Raw genomic sequence first — 16,449 nt, 5'->3', positions numbered from 1 at the left:
TCTTTAAAAAAGACTGTCATGAATCTAAATTACAATATCCATATTCAATAAAAAGACCTTTCATGTATGGATTGGTCGTCCAAACATAAAAGGTCTTTCGTTAATTCAAATGATTAGTCTTCTAATTTAGCATATACTTTATGAGCTGCTATTTCTTCTAGTGCTTGACCTACATTTTTTAATGAACGATATTCATCTAATAATAAACTGTCAGGGTGTTCTTGTAGTTCACGTGCTCTCTTAGCTGCAGTTGTTACAACTAAATATTTAGAATTGATGCTGTCTTTTAATTCGTTTTGTGGTGGGTATAACATTATTTTTTTGCCTCCAATATCATTTTTCTGTAACGTGCTTCAACACGTTCTCTTTTTAAGTGTTCAGCTTCTACGATGGCTTGAATACGCTCTTTCGCTAATTCAACTTCATCGTTTACAACAACATAATCGTAAAGGTTCATCATTTCAACTTCTTTACGCGCTTCAAGAATACGGTTCTGGATGATTTCATCTGATTCCGTTCCGCGACCGACAAGTCTTTCTTTCAAATGTTCAAGACTCGGTGGTGCTAAGAAAATAAATAATGCTTCAGGGAATTTCTTTCTAACCTGTTTAGCACCTTCTACTTCAATTTCTAAAAATACATCATAACCGTTATCCATCGTATCTCTTACGTATTGTACTGGCGTACCATAGTAATTACCAACATACTCAGCATACTCTATAAATTGGTCATCAGCTATTAAAGCTTCAAATTCTTCTCTTGATTTAAAGAAATAATCTACGCCATCCGTTTCTCCTTCACGCATGTTTCGAGTAGTCATAGAGATAGAATATTTAAAATCCGTACTCGGATCATCAAATATTGATTTACGTACTGTTCCTTTACCAACTCCAGATGGGCCAGAGAGCACTATCAGTAACCCTTTTTCTATGTTCATGTCAAACGACCTTTCCTAATGAATACTAACGATTTATTATCATTTTGTTTTTTTATATCTTACCATATTTCAATTCTATATGGCTAGAGACGTTTAAAGATTAAACAGAATTATACTCATTTAATCCCTTACATGTTACAATAAATTGACTTTTGATAAAGGTGTGAATGCAAATGGCTTTTGATGGCTTATTTACTAGAAAGATCGTTGAAGATATACAATCGCTCGTAACTGGGCGAATTCATAAAATTACTGAACCTAGTAATGACACAATTATATTAACAATTCGAAGTGAACGAAAAAATAAACAATTACTATTATCAACACATGCAAATTTCAGTCGTTTTCACTTAACTGCTGAAAAATTTGATAATCCTTTCGACCCACCAATGTTTCTTAGAGTTCTACGTAAACATTTAGATGGCGGCATTATTCAAAGTATTACTCAAATTGGTAATGACCGTTTAGTAGAAATCGATGTTCATTCTCGAGATGAAATTGGTGATTTAAGAAAACGAACAATCGTATTAGAAATTATGGGTAGACATAGTAATATCATTTTAATTGATGGCGACCGTAAAATTATCGACGGCTTTAAACACCATACACCTAATACTAATACTGCTCGTACAATTATGCCAGGTTTCAAATATGAATACCCACCTACTGTTAAGAAATTAAATCCTTTCGAAGTGGATGATATTAATAAATATATTGATTTTAATTCGGGTAAAATTGACCGACAGCTTCTTCAACAATTTGAAGGTTTTAGTCCGCTTATAACGAAAGAGATTACATCTAGACGACCATTTATGAATCAAGAAACATTAGTGGAAGCTTTTAATGAAGTAATGGATGAAGTTCAGCAATCACCTAATCCTGTTATTTACAGTGATGATTCGACTGGGAAAGAAATTTTCTACTTTATGCCGTTACATTCTTACGGAAATGACTATATGTCCTTTGATAATTTACACGAATGTTTAGATAGATTTTATGAATCACGTGGTGAAAGAGAGCGCGTTAAGCAACGTGCATTAGATTTAGTTAAAATTGTCGACCAACATCTTCAAAAAAATCGCCATAAACTTGAAAAATTAATTAATGAGCGAGAAGCGGCTCGTAACAAAGATGAGCAACAATTATTTGGAGAATTAATAACGGCGAATATGTATCAAATTAAACAAGGTGACAAATCGTTAGAAACTATTAATTATTATAACAATGAGCCTGTTACGATACCTTTAAATCCAACAAAATCACCTTCAATGAATGCTCAATATTATTACAAACAATATAACAGACTTAAGACACGTGAAATAGAGTTAGATAAACAAATCAAATTGACACAATCTAATATCTTATATTTCGAATCATTAGAACAACAACTTGCCCATATTTCTGTTGATGATATTGATGACATTAGAGAAGAATTAGAAGATCAAGGTTTTGTTAAGAAACGTAAAAATAAGAAAAAGAAAAATTCTAACAAAATTACGTTAACGACATTTATTTCTACAGATGGTCAAACGATTTTATTAGGTAAAAATAATAAACAAAACGATTACTTAACACATCGTGTCGCAAGAAAAAATCAATTATGGTTCCATACGAAAGATATTCCAGGTTCACATGTTGTCATACAAGAAGACGAACCAACGCAAAAAACAATCGAAGAAGCGGCAATGATTGCTGGGTATTATTCTAAAGCAAGTCAATCAGGTCAAATCCCAGTTGACTACACTGCTATAAAGAATGTCCACAAACCGAGTGGTGCTAAACCAGGATTTGTCACTTACGACAGTCAAACAACACTTTATGTCACAACTGATTATGACGACATTAAAAAATTACTTAAAAAATAACAAAAACTTTCATAACTTGACTAGCCAGAAATCATTTTCAAAGGCTTATCAGTTATGAAAGTTTTTCTTTTATATATTGCATTTATGACTGTTGTTCAGGTAAAGCAAGTTGGAAATTCACACCAAATTTATCTTGAACCCACGCAAATTCTCTAAATGTTGGTGGTAATTCTGTTTTAGGCATGAGAATCGCACCACCCGATTTAAGTTTAGAATATAAATGTTCCATTTCCATTGCTGATTCACACGTTACATATAATGACATTGCAGGATTCATCTCAATTTCAACACCATTTGTTTGGTCAATCGCCATAAATATTTGTCCATTTATTTTAAATATAGAATGTTGAACAGTCCCAGGTTCACCAGGTCCCTCTTCACCGTATTTAACCATTGTTAAAATTTCACTATCTTTAAAAATAGACGTATAAAAATTAATCGCTTCTTCAGCTTCACCGTTAAACATTAAAAATGTCGTAATTTTTGGTATCATTGAATAAACACTCCATCAACAGATTTTAATCATTTTTTAAATCGTATATAATTTAGTATAATCTTATTAAGCGTTAAAGACAAAGGAGAGGTTTTATGTCACTTTCATTATTGTTACCGATCGTCATTATGTTAGCCATTATCATTGTCGGATATATATTTATTAAACTATTTATGGATTAAAATACAACATAAAGCAATGCTTGGATCAACATCCAAGCATTGCTTTTTTAATTATATTTCAATTATTTACTTGCTACTAAATCTATGCCAAATAACCATGGAACCATGAACCATACAAATCCGACGATAATCACACAGCTGATTAAGTTTAACCAAAATCCGGCTGTCGCCATTTCTCGGATCGTTACTTTGTCTGTACCAAATACAATCGCATTTGGTGGTGTTCCGACTGGTAACATAAATGCACAGTTTGCAGCCATTGCTGCTGGAATCATTAATGCTAGTGGATGTACATGAATACCAACTGCTATTGTAGCTAAAATTGGTAAGATCATTGTAGCTGTTGCAGTATTAGATGTAATTTCTGTTAAGAATAATACAAACAGCGTAACAATTCCTATAATTAAGATGATATTGACGCCATCTAATCCTGAAATTTGTTTACCCATCCATTTATCTAATCCACTTTCTGTAATGGCAGAAGCTACTGCTAAACCACCACCAAATAGTAATAAAATGCCCCATGGTAAATCTTTAGCAATTGACCAATCAAGAATTCTAGCAAATTTGCGTTTTGCTGGAATTAAGAAAAGTATAACAGCGATAAACATTGAAATTGTGCCATCTTTAACTAATTCTGTAAAAGGTAATTGTGCTAATAAGAATTCTCTAGATACCCATAAAAATGCAGCTAAACAGAATAGTGTGAATACAACTTTTTCTTCATAAGTCGTCTTACCTAAAGACTTTAACTCTCTTGTAATAATTTCTTTCCCACCTGGAAGTTCTTTCATGTCATGTTTAAATACTACAAAATTTAAATATGCCCAAGTTATCGCGAGTATGATAATGACTGTAGGTACACCCATAACCATCCATTGACCGAATCCAATTTCTTCTCCGAAAATCTTCTCGTATTGACCTTTCAAAATAATAAGAGGCGGTGTCCCAATTAAAGTTCCCAATCCTCCGATTGTACCTGCATAACCAATACCAAGTACTAAAGATTTTTCAAATTGTGATAAGTTGTGATGGTCATTACCTTCAGCTGTTAATTCATTCGCTTCTTTAATAATTGCCATACCGATTGGAATCATAATCATTACGGCTGCTGTGTTTGAAACAAACATCGATAATGCACCTGTTGCAATCATAAATCCTAATAAAATTCTACCTGTACTCGTACCAATACTTTTAATAATGACGAGTGCAATTCTTGTATGTAAATTCCATCTTTCCATCGCAACTGCAATAATGAAACCACCTAAGAATAGGAATACAATATCATCTCCATATGCACTTGAAACTGTCGCGCTATCCATAATTCCGCCTAATGGAAAAAGGAATAAAGGCATTAAACTTGTTGCTGGAATTGGTATAGCTTCAGTAATCCACCATACGGCAATCCATAAAGTGGCAGCCATAACGTAGACACCATTTTGACTCAGTCCATCTGCTTTGAAAAATAATAACACAACTAAAAATAGTAATGGACCTAATATTAATCCGATAAGTTGTGCAGTATTGTAAGCTTTCAATTCAGGATCTGGTTTATTTTGATTTTTTAATGCATCCGTTGAAAAGAACTTTAACATTTCTTTCGTACGTCCACTTTCTTTCCAAAGTTGATTCGTAAACTTATTATCACGTTTATTCATACATTTCGCCCCCTTTAAAAGTGTATACGTTTACATTTTAACAAACGTCATTCTTAATTCATACAATTTTCTGAATATTCATGCTTAAAAAATAAAAACTACTAAAAAAATTGATACCAATTTTTTTAGTAGTTTTTTCTTAATGTCTTATTAATCATCAAAGAACCCTTTTGCTTCTAATTCTTTTTTGATACTTTTAAATATATTTTTGTCGCCTAAATCATATCTTCTCTGTCTATTCACGTTTGTGTTATTCGAATAACCTGTACGTTCGTACATATTTTCGTCTCTTACTTCATAGTGATTAAAGTCAGGTTTCGCATTAGAATCTTTTTTAAGAAAATCATTAATATGTCCCCATTTTTTTATCTGCTCTTGTTCTTCTGCAGCAGATAATTTATGTTGGCTTTCCATAAAGACCCCCCTTATCTTGACTTTATTATAAAGTATCTTTCCAAGCTTTTAAAGTTTTTATATCTTTATTTTCGATATAACCTTCTTTTTCAGCTACTGAAATCAGTTCATCATAATTAGACAAAGTATAAAATGGGACATCGATTGCTTTGAAAGCTTCTTCTGCTTTGTTAATACCATATGTAAAGATTGCAAATACCCCTAATACTTCCGCGCCATCTTCAATTAAAGCTTCAACAGCATTAATTGAAGAACCACCTGTTGAAATTAAATCTTCAATTACAACTACTTTTTTCCCTTTGCTTAAAGCACCTTCGATTTGATTCCCTTTACCATGACCTTTGCTTTTAGATCTCACATAGCTCATCGGTAATTTTAGTTGATCCGCAACAAATGCTGCATGCGGAATACCTGCTGTTGCCGTACCAGAAATAATTTCAGCATCTTGAGCGTGTTCTTTGATCAATTCAATTAAACCTTGATAAATATTTTCTCTAATTTCAGGATATGCTAATGTCACTCTATTATCACAATAAATCGGTGATTTTATGCCTGAACTCCATGTATATGGATCGTCAGGTGAAAGTGTTACAGCTTTAATTTCTAATAATGATTGTGCGATATTTTGAGTCATATGAATTATCCTTCCCATCTTTGTAATATTTCGTGATATCTTGCTACTGGATCTTCATGTTGCGTAATTGAACGACCCACTACTATATGTGTTGAGCCTAATTTTTTAGCGTCTTCTGGTGTTGTCACACGTTGTTGATCATGTGTCTTATCAGATTCTAAACGTATACCTGGTGTCACTTTCAAGAAAGTTTCGCCGATATGTTCTTGAATTAAATTAGATTCTAATGGTGAACAAACGACACCATCAAGTCCTGCTTCATGTGCCATTTTTGCATAGTGCACGACTGATTCATTGATGGATGATTGAATATTTTGTTCATCTTTCATTTGTTGTTCTGTAGTAGAAGTTAACTGAGTTACAGCTATTAATTTAGCATTAGGATTTGTCTCACGTAATCCTTCAAGTCCAGCAGCCATCATGTTTTTACCACCAGCTGCATGTACATTGATTAAGTCGATATTGAGTTTACCTAATCCTTTTAATGCGCCTTTAACCGTGTTTGGAATGTCATGTAACTTTAAATCTAAAAAGATATCATGACCTCTTTCTTTAATTCGGTTGATCGTTTCAGGACCATTTTGCAAATAAAGTTCCATACCTACTTTTACAAATAGGGGTTCATTAAATAAATCTAAAAATTGATCAACTTCCTCTAGAGTTGCAAAGTCTAATGCAATTATTGGTGTATTCTTCATGTTATTTGACAACTCCTTGTTGGTTATAAGTTCTACCTTTAAGTTCTGTAATATGTTCAACACCTAATTTGTCGAGTAATGTAGGTAATTCATCAATAATATCTTTACATACTGTTGGATTTTCAAAGTTTGCTGTTCCAACTGCCACTGCATCAGCACCAACTGAAATGAAATCAATGACATCTTGAGCAGTTCTCACGCCACCCATTGCGATAATTGGAATATCAACATGTTGACTGACTTCATATACCATTCTTAATGCAACTGGCTTGATTGCTGGACCACTTAATCCACCTATAACATTGCTTATGATTGGTTTTCCAGTCTTCGCATCAATTCTTAATCCTACTAAAGTGTTGATCATCGTTATACCGTCTGCGTATTCTGCAATAGCTTTCGCCATTTCTACAATGTTTGTTACATTAGGAGATAACTTTACATACACTGGCACTTCTGAAACAGCTTTTACTTTTCTCGTCAGTTCTTTAGCCACTTCAGGTACAGTACCGAATTGAATCCCACCTTCTTTAACATTTGGACAAGAAATATTCAATTCTAGTGCATGAACATTTGATGCTTGTGAAATATGTTTGGCGACGTAAACATATTCTTCTTCAGTAGAACCTGCAACATTAGCAATAATGGGTACATCATATTGTTCAAGGTATTTCAATTCATGTTCCATAATATGGTGAACACCTGGATTTTGAAGGCCAATCGCATTAATCATACCGCTTGCCGTTTCAGCGACACGTGGCGCTTCATTACCGTATCTTGCAAATTGAGTTGCTGCTTTAATCATGATTGCGCCAAGTTCTGATAAATCATAAAACTGACTGAATTCTTTTCCGAAAGCAAAGCATCCACTTGCTGGCATGATTGGATTTTTCAAATTTAACCCTGGTAGCGAAATATTTAATCGACTCATATGATGACAGCTCCTTTTTCAAATACGGGACCGTCTGTACAAACTTTGACATAACCCGCTTCATTATCCGTATGGCATACACATGCATAGCAAGCACCGATGCCACACCCCATACGTTCTTCGAGTGAAATATAACCTTTCACATCACTTAATTGAAGTGTTAAAGCTTTCAACATTGCTTTTGGTCCACAGCTGTAAAAAATATCGAAGGGTGTGTCTAAATTTTCAATAACAGTTGTAACAAATCCTTTAGTACCAAGTGTTCCATCTGCAGTTGCAACATACGTATCACCTAACGCACTAAATTCGTCTATATAAAATGCATCTTTAGCACTTTGAAAACCTAATACGTGAATCGTCTTGATGCCTCTAACATTGAGTTGTTTCGACAATTCGTACATAGGTGGCACGCCAATACCGCCTCCAACTAATAAGGCAGTATTTTGCGCTTCATCAACTGGGAATCCGTTCCCTAAAGGTGCAATTACATCTATTGGATCACCTTGTTTTAGTTGTGAAATCAATTCTGTACCGTGTCCTTCTCTTCTAAAAAGCATTGTAAATGTGTCTTCTTCACGGTTCACTTCACAAATCGAAATTGGTCTTCTCAACATATGTTCTGTTCCTGTACCAGCTTTAATATGAACAAACTGTCCAGGTTTTTTCATATTTTTCGTAAGATTTCCACGTACTTTTAATTCAAAAATAGCGTCTGCTATTTGATTATTTGATACAACTATCATTATCTCGGACATTATAATCCCCCCACTACATTTGTTCAGTTCTAAATGTCATACTTTCCACTACATCTGCTAAAGCATTTGCCGTATCAAGTGATGTTAAACATGGTATACCATTTTCTACAGATTCACGTCTAATTTGGAATCCGTCTCTTTCGTATACTTTGCCTTTTGTCATTGTGTTGACCACAAGTTGTACTTCACCTTTTTGTATTACAGATAGCAAATCATGTTCGCCGCCTATTTTACCAACCGTATACACTGGGATGTCATGTTCGTTAAAGTATTGTGCCGTACCTTCAGTTGCAAAAATTCTATAACCAATCTCATGAAATCTCTTAGCGATTGTTAGTGCTTCAGCTTTATCTTTATCACTTACAGTAAATAATGCTGTACCTTGATCTTGTACTTTTAAACCACTTGCTGTTAAACCTTTATATAATGCTTTTTCTAACGTACTGTCTTTACCCATTACTTCACCTGTCGATTTCATTTCAGGTCCTAATGTGATATCAACATTTTTAAGTTTATTAAAACTGAATACTGGTGCTTTAACATATACACCTTCTTTATATGGCGCTAAACCACTTTCATATCCTTGTTCTTTCAAAGTGATGCCTGCAATTGCTTTAGTAGCAATCTTCGCCATTGGAATTTCAGTAATTTTACTTAAGAATGGTACAGTACGACTTGCTCTTGGGTTAACTTCAAGTACAAATACTTCTCCTTTAGAAAGTACAAACTGAATATTGATAAGTCCTACTATGTTTAAGCCTTTTGCCAATTTCGTTGTGTAGTCGACTAATAAATTAATTTCTTCATCCGTTAAAGTTTGAGGTGGATAAACCGCAATTGAATCACCTGAATGGACACCCGCTCTTTCAATGTGTTCCATAATACCTGGAATGACAACCGTTTCACCATCTGAAATTGCGTCTACTTCAATTTCTTTACCTGTTAAATAACGGTCAATTAGTACTGGATGCTCTGGGCTTGCTTTAACTGCTTGTTCCATATAATTTCTCAATTCAGGTTCAGCGTATACAATTTCCATCGCTCTACCACCAAGTACGTATGAAGGTCTCACAACTACTGGATAACCAATTTCATTTGCGTTATCTATCGCTTCTTGTACTGAAGTGGCTGTTTTACCTAATGGTTGTGGTACATCAATTTTTTGTAATAAAGCTTCAAATTCTTTTCTATCTTCAGCTCTGTTAAGATCTTCAAGCGTCGTACCTAATATTTGAATACCTTTTTGTGAAATTTTATCTGCTAAATTGATTGCTGTTTGCCCACCAAATTGAACGACTACGCCTTTAGGTTGTTCGTGATTAATGATACTCATTACATCTTCTTCAGTCAGTGGCTCAAAGTATAACTTGTCAGATATTGAGAAGTCTGTTGAAACTGTTTCAGGGTTGTTGTTAATAATAATTGCTTCATAACCCGCTTCTTGTATAGCCCATACAGCATGTACAGTAGCGTAATCAAATTCCACACCTTGTCCAATTCTAATTGGACCTGATCCGAGTACGATGATTTTTTCTTTCTCAGTGACTATAGATTCATTTTCTTCTTCATAAGTACCGTAGAAATATGGTGTTTCTGATTCGAATTCTGCAGCACAAGTATCTACTGTTTTGTAAACTGGATTAATACCATTCTCTTGTCTTAAATCATATATGTCTCGTTCTGATTGTTCCCATCTATGTGCAATGACTTTATCACTAAAGCCGTATTGTTTCGCCCATAATAATGCGTCTAAATCGCCTTTTTTCTCTTTTAAATCGTGCTCAATATCGATGATGTGTTTGAATTTATTCAAGAAGAAGTAATCAATTTGCGTTAATTCATGTATTCTCTCAAGTGATGTACCACGTCTAATGGCTTCACCAATAAAGAATAATCTTTCATCATCTTGTGCTTTAATTCTCTCTTCAATGAAATCTAATTCAAATTCATCGCCATTTGGTAAACCTAAATGATGAACGCCATATTCTAACGAACGAATCGCTTTTAATAATGATTCTTCATACGTTCTACCAATTGCCATGACTTCCCCAGTTGCTTTCATTTGTGTTCCTAGATGACGTTCGCCTTTTTCGAATTTATCAAAAGGAAATCTCGGTATTTTAGAAACAACATAGTCTAGTGCTGGTTCAAATGCTGCATAAGATGTGCCCGTTACAGGGTTTAACATTTCATCTAAAGTCATACCGATTGCTATTTTGGCAGCTAACTTCGCAATTGGATAACCCGTTGCTTTTGAAGCTAATGCTGACGATCTTGATACACGTGGATTAACTTCTATTATGTAGTAATCAAGTGATTTTGGATCAAGTGCTAATTGTACGTTACATCCGCCTTCAATTTTTAATGCACGAATAATTTTTAGAGATACATCTCTTAACATTTGATATTCAACGTCTGATAATGTTTGACTTGGTGCAACTACGATTGAGTCACCTGTATGAATACCAACTGGATCTATGTTCTCCATGTTACATACTACGATGGCATTATCATTTTTATCTCTCATCACTTCGTATTCTATTTCTTTATATCCAGCGATAGATTTTTCTAATAAACATTGTGTAACCGGGCTGTATTTCAAGCCATTTTGAACAACTTCTCTTAGTTCTTTTTCGTCGTGACAAATTCCGCCACCAGTACCCCCCATTGTAAACGCAGGTCGCACGATTAGCGGGTAGCCAATTTCGTTCGCAAAATTTAAAGCACCTTCAATATCATTCACGATATCACTTTCAGGTACTGGTTCATTTAATTCATTCATAAGTGTACGGAATAAATCTCTATCTTCAGCTTGTTCGATTGAAGATAGTTGTGTACCTAATAAACGTACGTTATTTTCTTCTAATACACCATTTTCGTGTAATTCAATTGCCATGTTCAAACCAGTTTGTCCACCTAAAGTTGGTAACAATGCGTCTGGTTGTTCTTTACGAATAATGCGACTCACAAAGTCTAAAGTTAAAGGTTCAATATATACTGTATCTGCTATTTCAGTGTCCGTCATAATTGTTGCTGGATTAGAGTTTACAAGTATTACGCGGTAACCTTCTTCTTTTAGTGCTAAGCATGCTTGAGTGCCTGCATAATCAAATTCTGCAGCTTGACCTATAATGATTGGGCCAGAACCAATTACTAAGATGGATTTTATATCAGTTTGTTTAGGCATTTATTGTACGCTCCTTCGCTTTATGTAATTTAATCATTTCAATAAATTCATCGAATAAATAGTTTGAGTCGTGCGGTCCAGGTGATGCTTCTGGATGATATTGTACTGAAAATGCTGGATATTTTTTATGTCTTAATCCTTCAATTGATTTATCATTTAATGCGATATGCGTCACTTCTAAATCAGTTTGTGCAATAGACGCTTCATCAATTGCATAACCATGGTTTTGACTTGTTAAATCTACTTTTCCAGTTTGTAGATTTTGTACTGGATGATTGGCACCTCTATGACCAAATTTCATCTTATAAGACGTTGCCCCTTGAGATAATGCAAACAATTGATGTCCTAAACAAATGCCGAAGAATGGTATTTTGCCGACTAATTGTTTAATTGTTTGAATGGTTTCTTGTACACTTTCAGGATTTCCTGGTCCATTTGAAACCATTATGCCATCTGGTGAGATATTCAGTATTTCTTCATATGATGTTTGATATGGTACGACTGTTACATCACAGCCTCTTCTATTAAGTTCTCTCACGATATTTTCTTTTTTACCGTAATCAATTAATACAACTTTATAGCCATCACCTGTTGAAATATATGGTCTAACTGATGAAACTTGTTCAACTTCGTCCGTTCTTAACGATTCAGTATTTAAGCGCTGAACAAGACTTTCTATTTCATCAGCATTATCAGTAAATCCAGCTTTAAGGACACCGAATTTTCTAATTTTACGTGTTAAACTTCTTGTATCAACACCTGAGATACCTGGTATATGATAGAATTTTAACGTTTCATCTAAAGACTTACTTGATCTAAAGTTACTTGGGTAATCACACGCTTCTCTCACAACAACACCATTTAAAGTTGGTGTTAATGATTCAAAGTCATCTCTGTTTATCCCGTAGTTACCAATAAGCGGGTAAGTAAATGTAATAATTTGTCCAGTATATGATGGGTCTGAAATTGTTTCTTGATAACCTGTCATTGCTGTATTAAAAACAATTTCTCCAACTGTTAAATCATCTGAACCTAATGCATAACCTTTATATGTTGTACCATCTTCTAATACTAAGTATCTTTTATTTTTCATCTTATACTTCCTCCTTGAAGACGATTTCTCCATCACAAATTGTTAAAATCGGGTATCCTGAAACGACTTCTCCTATAAATGGTGTATTTGTACTCTTAGAAGCAAACTCTTCTGCTCGTATCGGTCTTTCTGTTTCCAAGTCTATGATAGTTAAGTCAGCGTAGCTTCCTTCTTCTAATCGACCATAAGGTAAGTTAAATGTTTCACTTGGTTTCGTTGTTAAAAATGCAACAAGTTGTTCTAATGTGAATTTACCTGTTTTCACAAAGTGTGTGTATAATAATTGGAATGCTGTTTCACTGCCTACAATTCCGAAAGGTGCATCAACCATTGACACTTCTTTTTCTTCTTTAGCATGTGGTGCATGATCTGTTGCGATACAGTCAATTGTTCCATCTAATAATCCTTCGATTAAAGCATCTCTATCTTCTTTCGCTCTTAAAGGTGGATTCATTTTGTAAATCGCATCGTCACCTGGTACGTCATCTTCTGTAAGTAATAAGTGATGAGGTGTAACTTCTGCTGTTACTTTAATGCCTGCTTTTTTAGCATCTCTTATAACACGTACACTTTCTTTAGTAGACACGTGACACACATGGTAATGACAATTTGCTGCTTCAGCTAACAACACGTCTCTAGCAATTTGTACCGCTTCGCAAATTGAAGGAATACCTGGAATGCCAAGTTCTTCACTTCGTTTACCTTCATGCATTGCACCACCATAAATTAATGAATTATCTTCACAGTGTGCTACGATTGCTTTATCTATTTTAGCCGCTTCTTGCATCGCTTCATACATCATTGAAGCTGTTTGTACACCTACACCATCATCAGTAAATTGGAACATGCCTCTATCTTTTAATGCTTTGAAATCAACATGTTCTTTACCAGCTTGTCTTACTGTAATGGATGCATAAGGTAATACTCTTACCACTGCATGCTCATCAATGATTTTGTGAAGACGATCTAAATGTTCAACTGAATCTGGGACAGGCTTTGTATTAGGCATTGGACATACTGTTGTAAATCCGCCTCTTGCTGCTGCTTTTGTACCTGTTTCAATTGTTTCTTTATGTTCGCCACCAGGTTCTCTTAAATGTACATGTACATCAACAAATCCTGCTGAAATAAAATGTCCTTTCGCATCAATAACTTCTTGATTCTCTACTTCTATATAATCATCTATTTTTTTAATTTTGCCATCTTCAATTTCAATTTCCTTGTTAACTAATTGACCTTCTAATAAGATTTTTCCATTTTTGATTATAAGTGACATTTTACTTTTTCCTCCTTGTGATTAAGTACATCATGTATACATGCCATTCTAATGAAGACGCCGTTCTCCATTTGTTTAAAAATTCTTGATTTTGAACTTTCTACAAGTGAAGTATCTATTTCAACACCTCGGTTGACTGGTGCTGGATGCATAACGATTGCATTGTCATGCAGTTTGTTATATCTATCAATCGTCAGTCCGTATGCATTGTGATAGTCTTCTTTACTAAACGTCGTACCTGAATCATGTCTTTCATTTTGTACTCTTAACAACATACAAACGTCTACTTCTTCTATCACATCATCAATTTCTACATATGGTACATCTGAAAAGTTACATTTCCATTGTTCAGGTGCTGAGAACATCACTTCCGCACCAAGTTTCGTTAAAGCATCTGCATTACTTCTTGCTACTCTTGAATTTTTTATATCGCCTGAGATTAAAATTTTTAATCCTTCGAAGTAACCGTATTCCTCATATATTGTCATAATATCTAGAAGACTTTGTGTCGGGTGGTGGCCACTTCCATCTCCACCATTTAATACTGGAATATTAAGCCCTTGTAATGTGTCATAATATGCATTTTCACTATGTCTAATGACTAATGCGTCTACACCAATCGATTCTAAAGTTTTGCAAGTATCATATAAAGATTCACCTTTTTGAACAGATGAAGTACTTATTTCAAAAGGAATGACTTCCAAACCTAATTTTCTTTCAGCCATTTCAAAACTACATTTTGTTCGTGTTGAATTTTCAAAGAATAAGTTTGCGACCGTCATGCCTTTACCAAAAGTTTCTGCACCATTTTCTTTAATGTCTTGTGCTTTCGTTATAATTTTCATGATGTCGTCTTTAGTTAAATCAGTCATTGTTAATAAATTTTTCATATGACACGCCTCCTGAGAATTATTTTATTTTCTTTGGCAATATAAGATTGAGCAAGATACCTACTGTTGCTGCTAAAGCCATACCTTCAATGTTTAAATGTATGCCAATACCTGTGAAGTCTAAATGTGCTTTACCGATTCCTAATACGAGAATGACAGAAGCAATGATCAAGTTACGGTTGTCACCGAAGTCGATATTGTTCTCCACCAACATTCTCAAACCACTTGAAGCAATGATTCCGAATAATAGTATGGAAACACCACCCATAACTGGTGTTGGTATTGTTGAAATCATCGCTGTGAATTTACCAACAAATCCTAAGATTAGTGCAAGTACTGCTGCACCACCGATTACCCATATACTATAAATTCTTGTAATGGCAAGTACGCCAATGTTCTCGCCGTATGTCGTACTTGGTGGCCCACCAATAATTGAAGCCATCATCGTTGATACCCCGTCACCTATTAATGAGCGGTGTAAACCTGGATCTTTGAAGAAGTTCTTACCGACAATTTTATTGATGACGATTTGATGACCGATATGCTCACTAACCGTTACAAAAACGATTGGCAGCATGATTAAGATAAGTCCCCATTGTAGCGATGGTGTGTAATCATGAAACGGTAAGTAAATATCAGGCATTTGAATCCATTTTGCTTTTGAAATCGGCGCTAAGTCCACAATTCCAAATAATAATGAAGATATATATCCAACAATAATTCCGATAAGTACTGGAATGATTGATAAGAATCCTTTGAAAAATACTGAAACGATAATTGTTGTAATTAATGTGATGAGTGCGACTGTAATGTAAATGCCACTATAGCCTTTCATTGCATTTGAATCTGTGTACATCGCCATGTTAACGGCTACCGGTGCTAATCCAAGTCCGATAACCATGATAACCGGTCCTACTACAACTGGTGGTAACAGATTAAGCAACCAATTCGTGCCTGTAACCTTTATAATCAATCCGATAATGACGTAAAGGACACCACTCATAAATAATGCGACAAGCATTTCACCAAGGTCATGTGTCTTGAGTCCGACAATAATCGGTGTTATGAATGCAAAGCTCGAACCGAGATAAGCTGGTATCTTTCCTTTCGTTATCAGTATATAAAGTAGCGTTCCTAAGCCTGATGCAATGAGTGCTGCTGAAACAGGTAAACCTGTTAGAAATGGTACAAGTACCGTTGCTCCGAACATTGCAAATAAATGCTGTGAGCTTAAGAAGAACCATTGTGATGCTTTAGGTTTATCATTAACATCTAATATGGGTTCTACTGTTCGTTTAAACATTTCTTCATTATGTGACATTTCCATTCTCCTATTCAAAAAAAGATCCCTTTACAAGATATGCAAAGGGATCTATGTATACAGTGATACCTATAAAGGTATAGTTATCTCCTGTAACCATATAAGCTCCTTTGCCAGT

General features: G+C 34.6%; 15 protein-coding genes. 1 reads left to right on the top strand and 14 read right to left on the bottom strand.

Annotation, left to right across the window (positions count from 1 at the left end):
- Window positions 1–113: 113 nt before the first annotated feature.
- Both rpoZ and gmk read right to left on the bottom strand, forming a co-directional pair.
- On the bottom strand, window positions 114–314 hold the full coding sequence (gene rpoZ, locus LQ686_RS02360) for a DNA-directed RNA polymerase subunit omega (RefSeq protein ID WP_016911048.1): 201 nt from the start codon (window positions 312–314) through the stop codon (window positions 114–116).
- Complete coding sequence (gene gmk / locus LQ686_RS02355) at window positions 314–937, bottom strand: guanylate kinase (RefSeq protein ID WP_025904573.1); 624 nt, start codon at window positions 935–937, stop codon at window positions 314–316. The genes rpoZ and gmk overlap by 1 nt, the downstream gene beginning before the upstream one ends.
- Window positions 938–1,110: 173 nt before the next feature.
- On the opposite strand from gmk, the gene LQ686_RS02350 reads away from it, so the two are divergent.
- Complete coding sequence (locus tag LQ686_RS02350) at window positions 1,111–2,802, top strand: Rqc2 family fibronectin-binding protein (RefSeq protein WP_107572716.1); 1,692 nt, start codon at window positions 1,111–1,113, stop codon at window positions 2,800–2,802.
- 82 nt (window positions 2,803–2,884) lie between these two features.
- Here the strand turns inward: LQ686_RS02350 and LQ686_RS02345 are convergent, their stop codons facing one another.
- From LQ686_RS02345 to LQ686_RS02290, 12 genes are all read right to left on the bottom strand, one after another.
- Complete coding sequence (locus LQ686_RS02345) at window positions 2,885–3,295, bottom strand: VOC family protein (protein ID WP_107596928.1); 411 nt, start codon at window positions 3,293–3,295, stop codon at window positions 2,885–2,887.
- 244 nt (window positions 3,296–3,539) lie between these two features.
- Window positions 3,540–5,072 carry an SLC13 family permease gene (locus LQ686_RS02340; protein WP_232193881.1) on the bottom strand — a complete coding sequence of 511 codons (1,533 nt, stop codon included), beginning with the start codon at window positions 5,070–5,072 and terminating at the stop codon, window positions 3,540–3,542.
- 213 nt (window positions 5,073–5,285) lie between these two features.
- Window positions 5,286–5,549, bottom strand: a complete 264-nt coding sequence (locus tag LQ686_RS02335) for a hypothetical protein (protein WP_025904577.1) — start codon at window positions 5,547–5,549, stop codon at window positions 5,286–5,288.
- Between the two features lie 25 nt (window positions 5,550–5,574).
- Window positions 5,575–6,183, bottom strand: a complete 609-nt coding sequence (pyrE, locus tag LQ686_RS02330) for an orotate phosphoribosyltransferase (protein ID WP_107596664.1) — start codon at window positions 6,181–6,183, stop codon at window positions 5,575–5,577.
- A gap of 5 nt (window positions 6,184–6,188) precedes the next feature.
- Complete coding sequence (gene pyrF, locus LQ686_RS02325) at window positions 6,189–6,881, bottom strand: orotidine-5'-phosphate decarboxylase (protein WP_107596663.1); 693 nt, start codon at window positions 6,879–6,881, stop codon at window positions 6,189–6,191.
- A 1-nt stretch (window position 6,882) separates the two neighbouring features.
- Entirely contained in the window at window positions 6,883–7,809 is a 927-nt protein-coding gene (locus LQ686_RS02320; RefSeq protein WP_025904580.1) for a dihydroorotate dehydrogenase, read from the bottom strand.
- Window positions 7,806–8,564 (bottom strand): dihydroorotate dehydrogenase electron transfer subunit, encoded by a 759-nt coding sequence (locus tag LQ686_RS02315; RefSeq protein WP_239733122.1) that lies wholly within the window; start codon window positions 8,562–8,564, stop codon window positions 7,806–7,808. Before LQ686_RS02315 ends, LQ686_RS02320 begins: the two co-directional genes overlap by 4 nt.
- A 13-nt stretch (window positions 8,565–8,577) precedes the next feature.
- The gene (carB, locus tag LQ686_RS02310; protein WP_107590998.1) at window positions 8,578–11,751 is read right to left on the bottom strand and encodes a carbamoyl-phosphate synthase large subunit; all 3,174 of its coding nucleotides are present in this window, start codon (window positions 11,749–11,751) and stop codon (window positions 8,578–8,580) included.
- A complete protein-coding gene (locus tag LQ686_RS02305; RefSeq protein ID WP_025904583.1) occupies window positions 11,744–12,844 on the bottom strand; it encodes a carbamoyl phosphate synthase small subunit in 1,101 nt (366 codons plus the stop codon). The genes carB and LQ686_RS02305 overlap by 8 nt, the downstream gene beginning before the upstream one ends.
- Before the next feature lies 1 nt (window position 12,845).
- Window positions 12,846–14,120 carry a dihydroorotase gene (locus LQ686_RS02300; protein WP_037587563.1) on the bottom strand — a complete coding sequence of 425 codons (1,275 nt, stop codon included), beginning with the start codon at window positions 14,118–14,120 and terminating at the stop codon, window positions 12,846–12,848.
- Window positions 14,108–15,010: an aspartate carbamoyltransferase catalytic subunit gene (locus LQ686_RS02295; protein WP_037587561.1), complete on the bottom strand. Its 903-nt coding sequence runs from the start codon at window positions 15,008–15,010 to the stop codon at window positions 14,108–14,110. Before LQ686_RS02295 ends, LQ686_RS02300 begins: the two co-directional genes overlap by 13 nt.
- Window positions 15,011–15,029: 19 nt before the next feature.
- Complete coding sequence (locus LQ686_RS02290) at window positions 15,030–16,331, bottom strand: solute carrier family 23 protein (RefSeq protein WP_037587560.1); 1,302 nt, start codon at window positions 16,329–16,331, stop codon at window positions 15,030–15,032.
- Between the last annotated feature and the right edge of the window lie 118 nt (window positions 16,332–16,449).

Source organism: Mammaliicoccus sp. J-M41 (assembly GCF_022385935.1).
Classification (GTDB): domain Bacteria; phylum Bacillota; class Bacilli; order Staphylococcales; family Staphylococcaceae; genus Mammaliicoccus; species Mammaliicoccus sciuri_A.
This window is presented reverse-complemented; position numbering and strand designations above follow the sequence as displayed.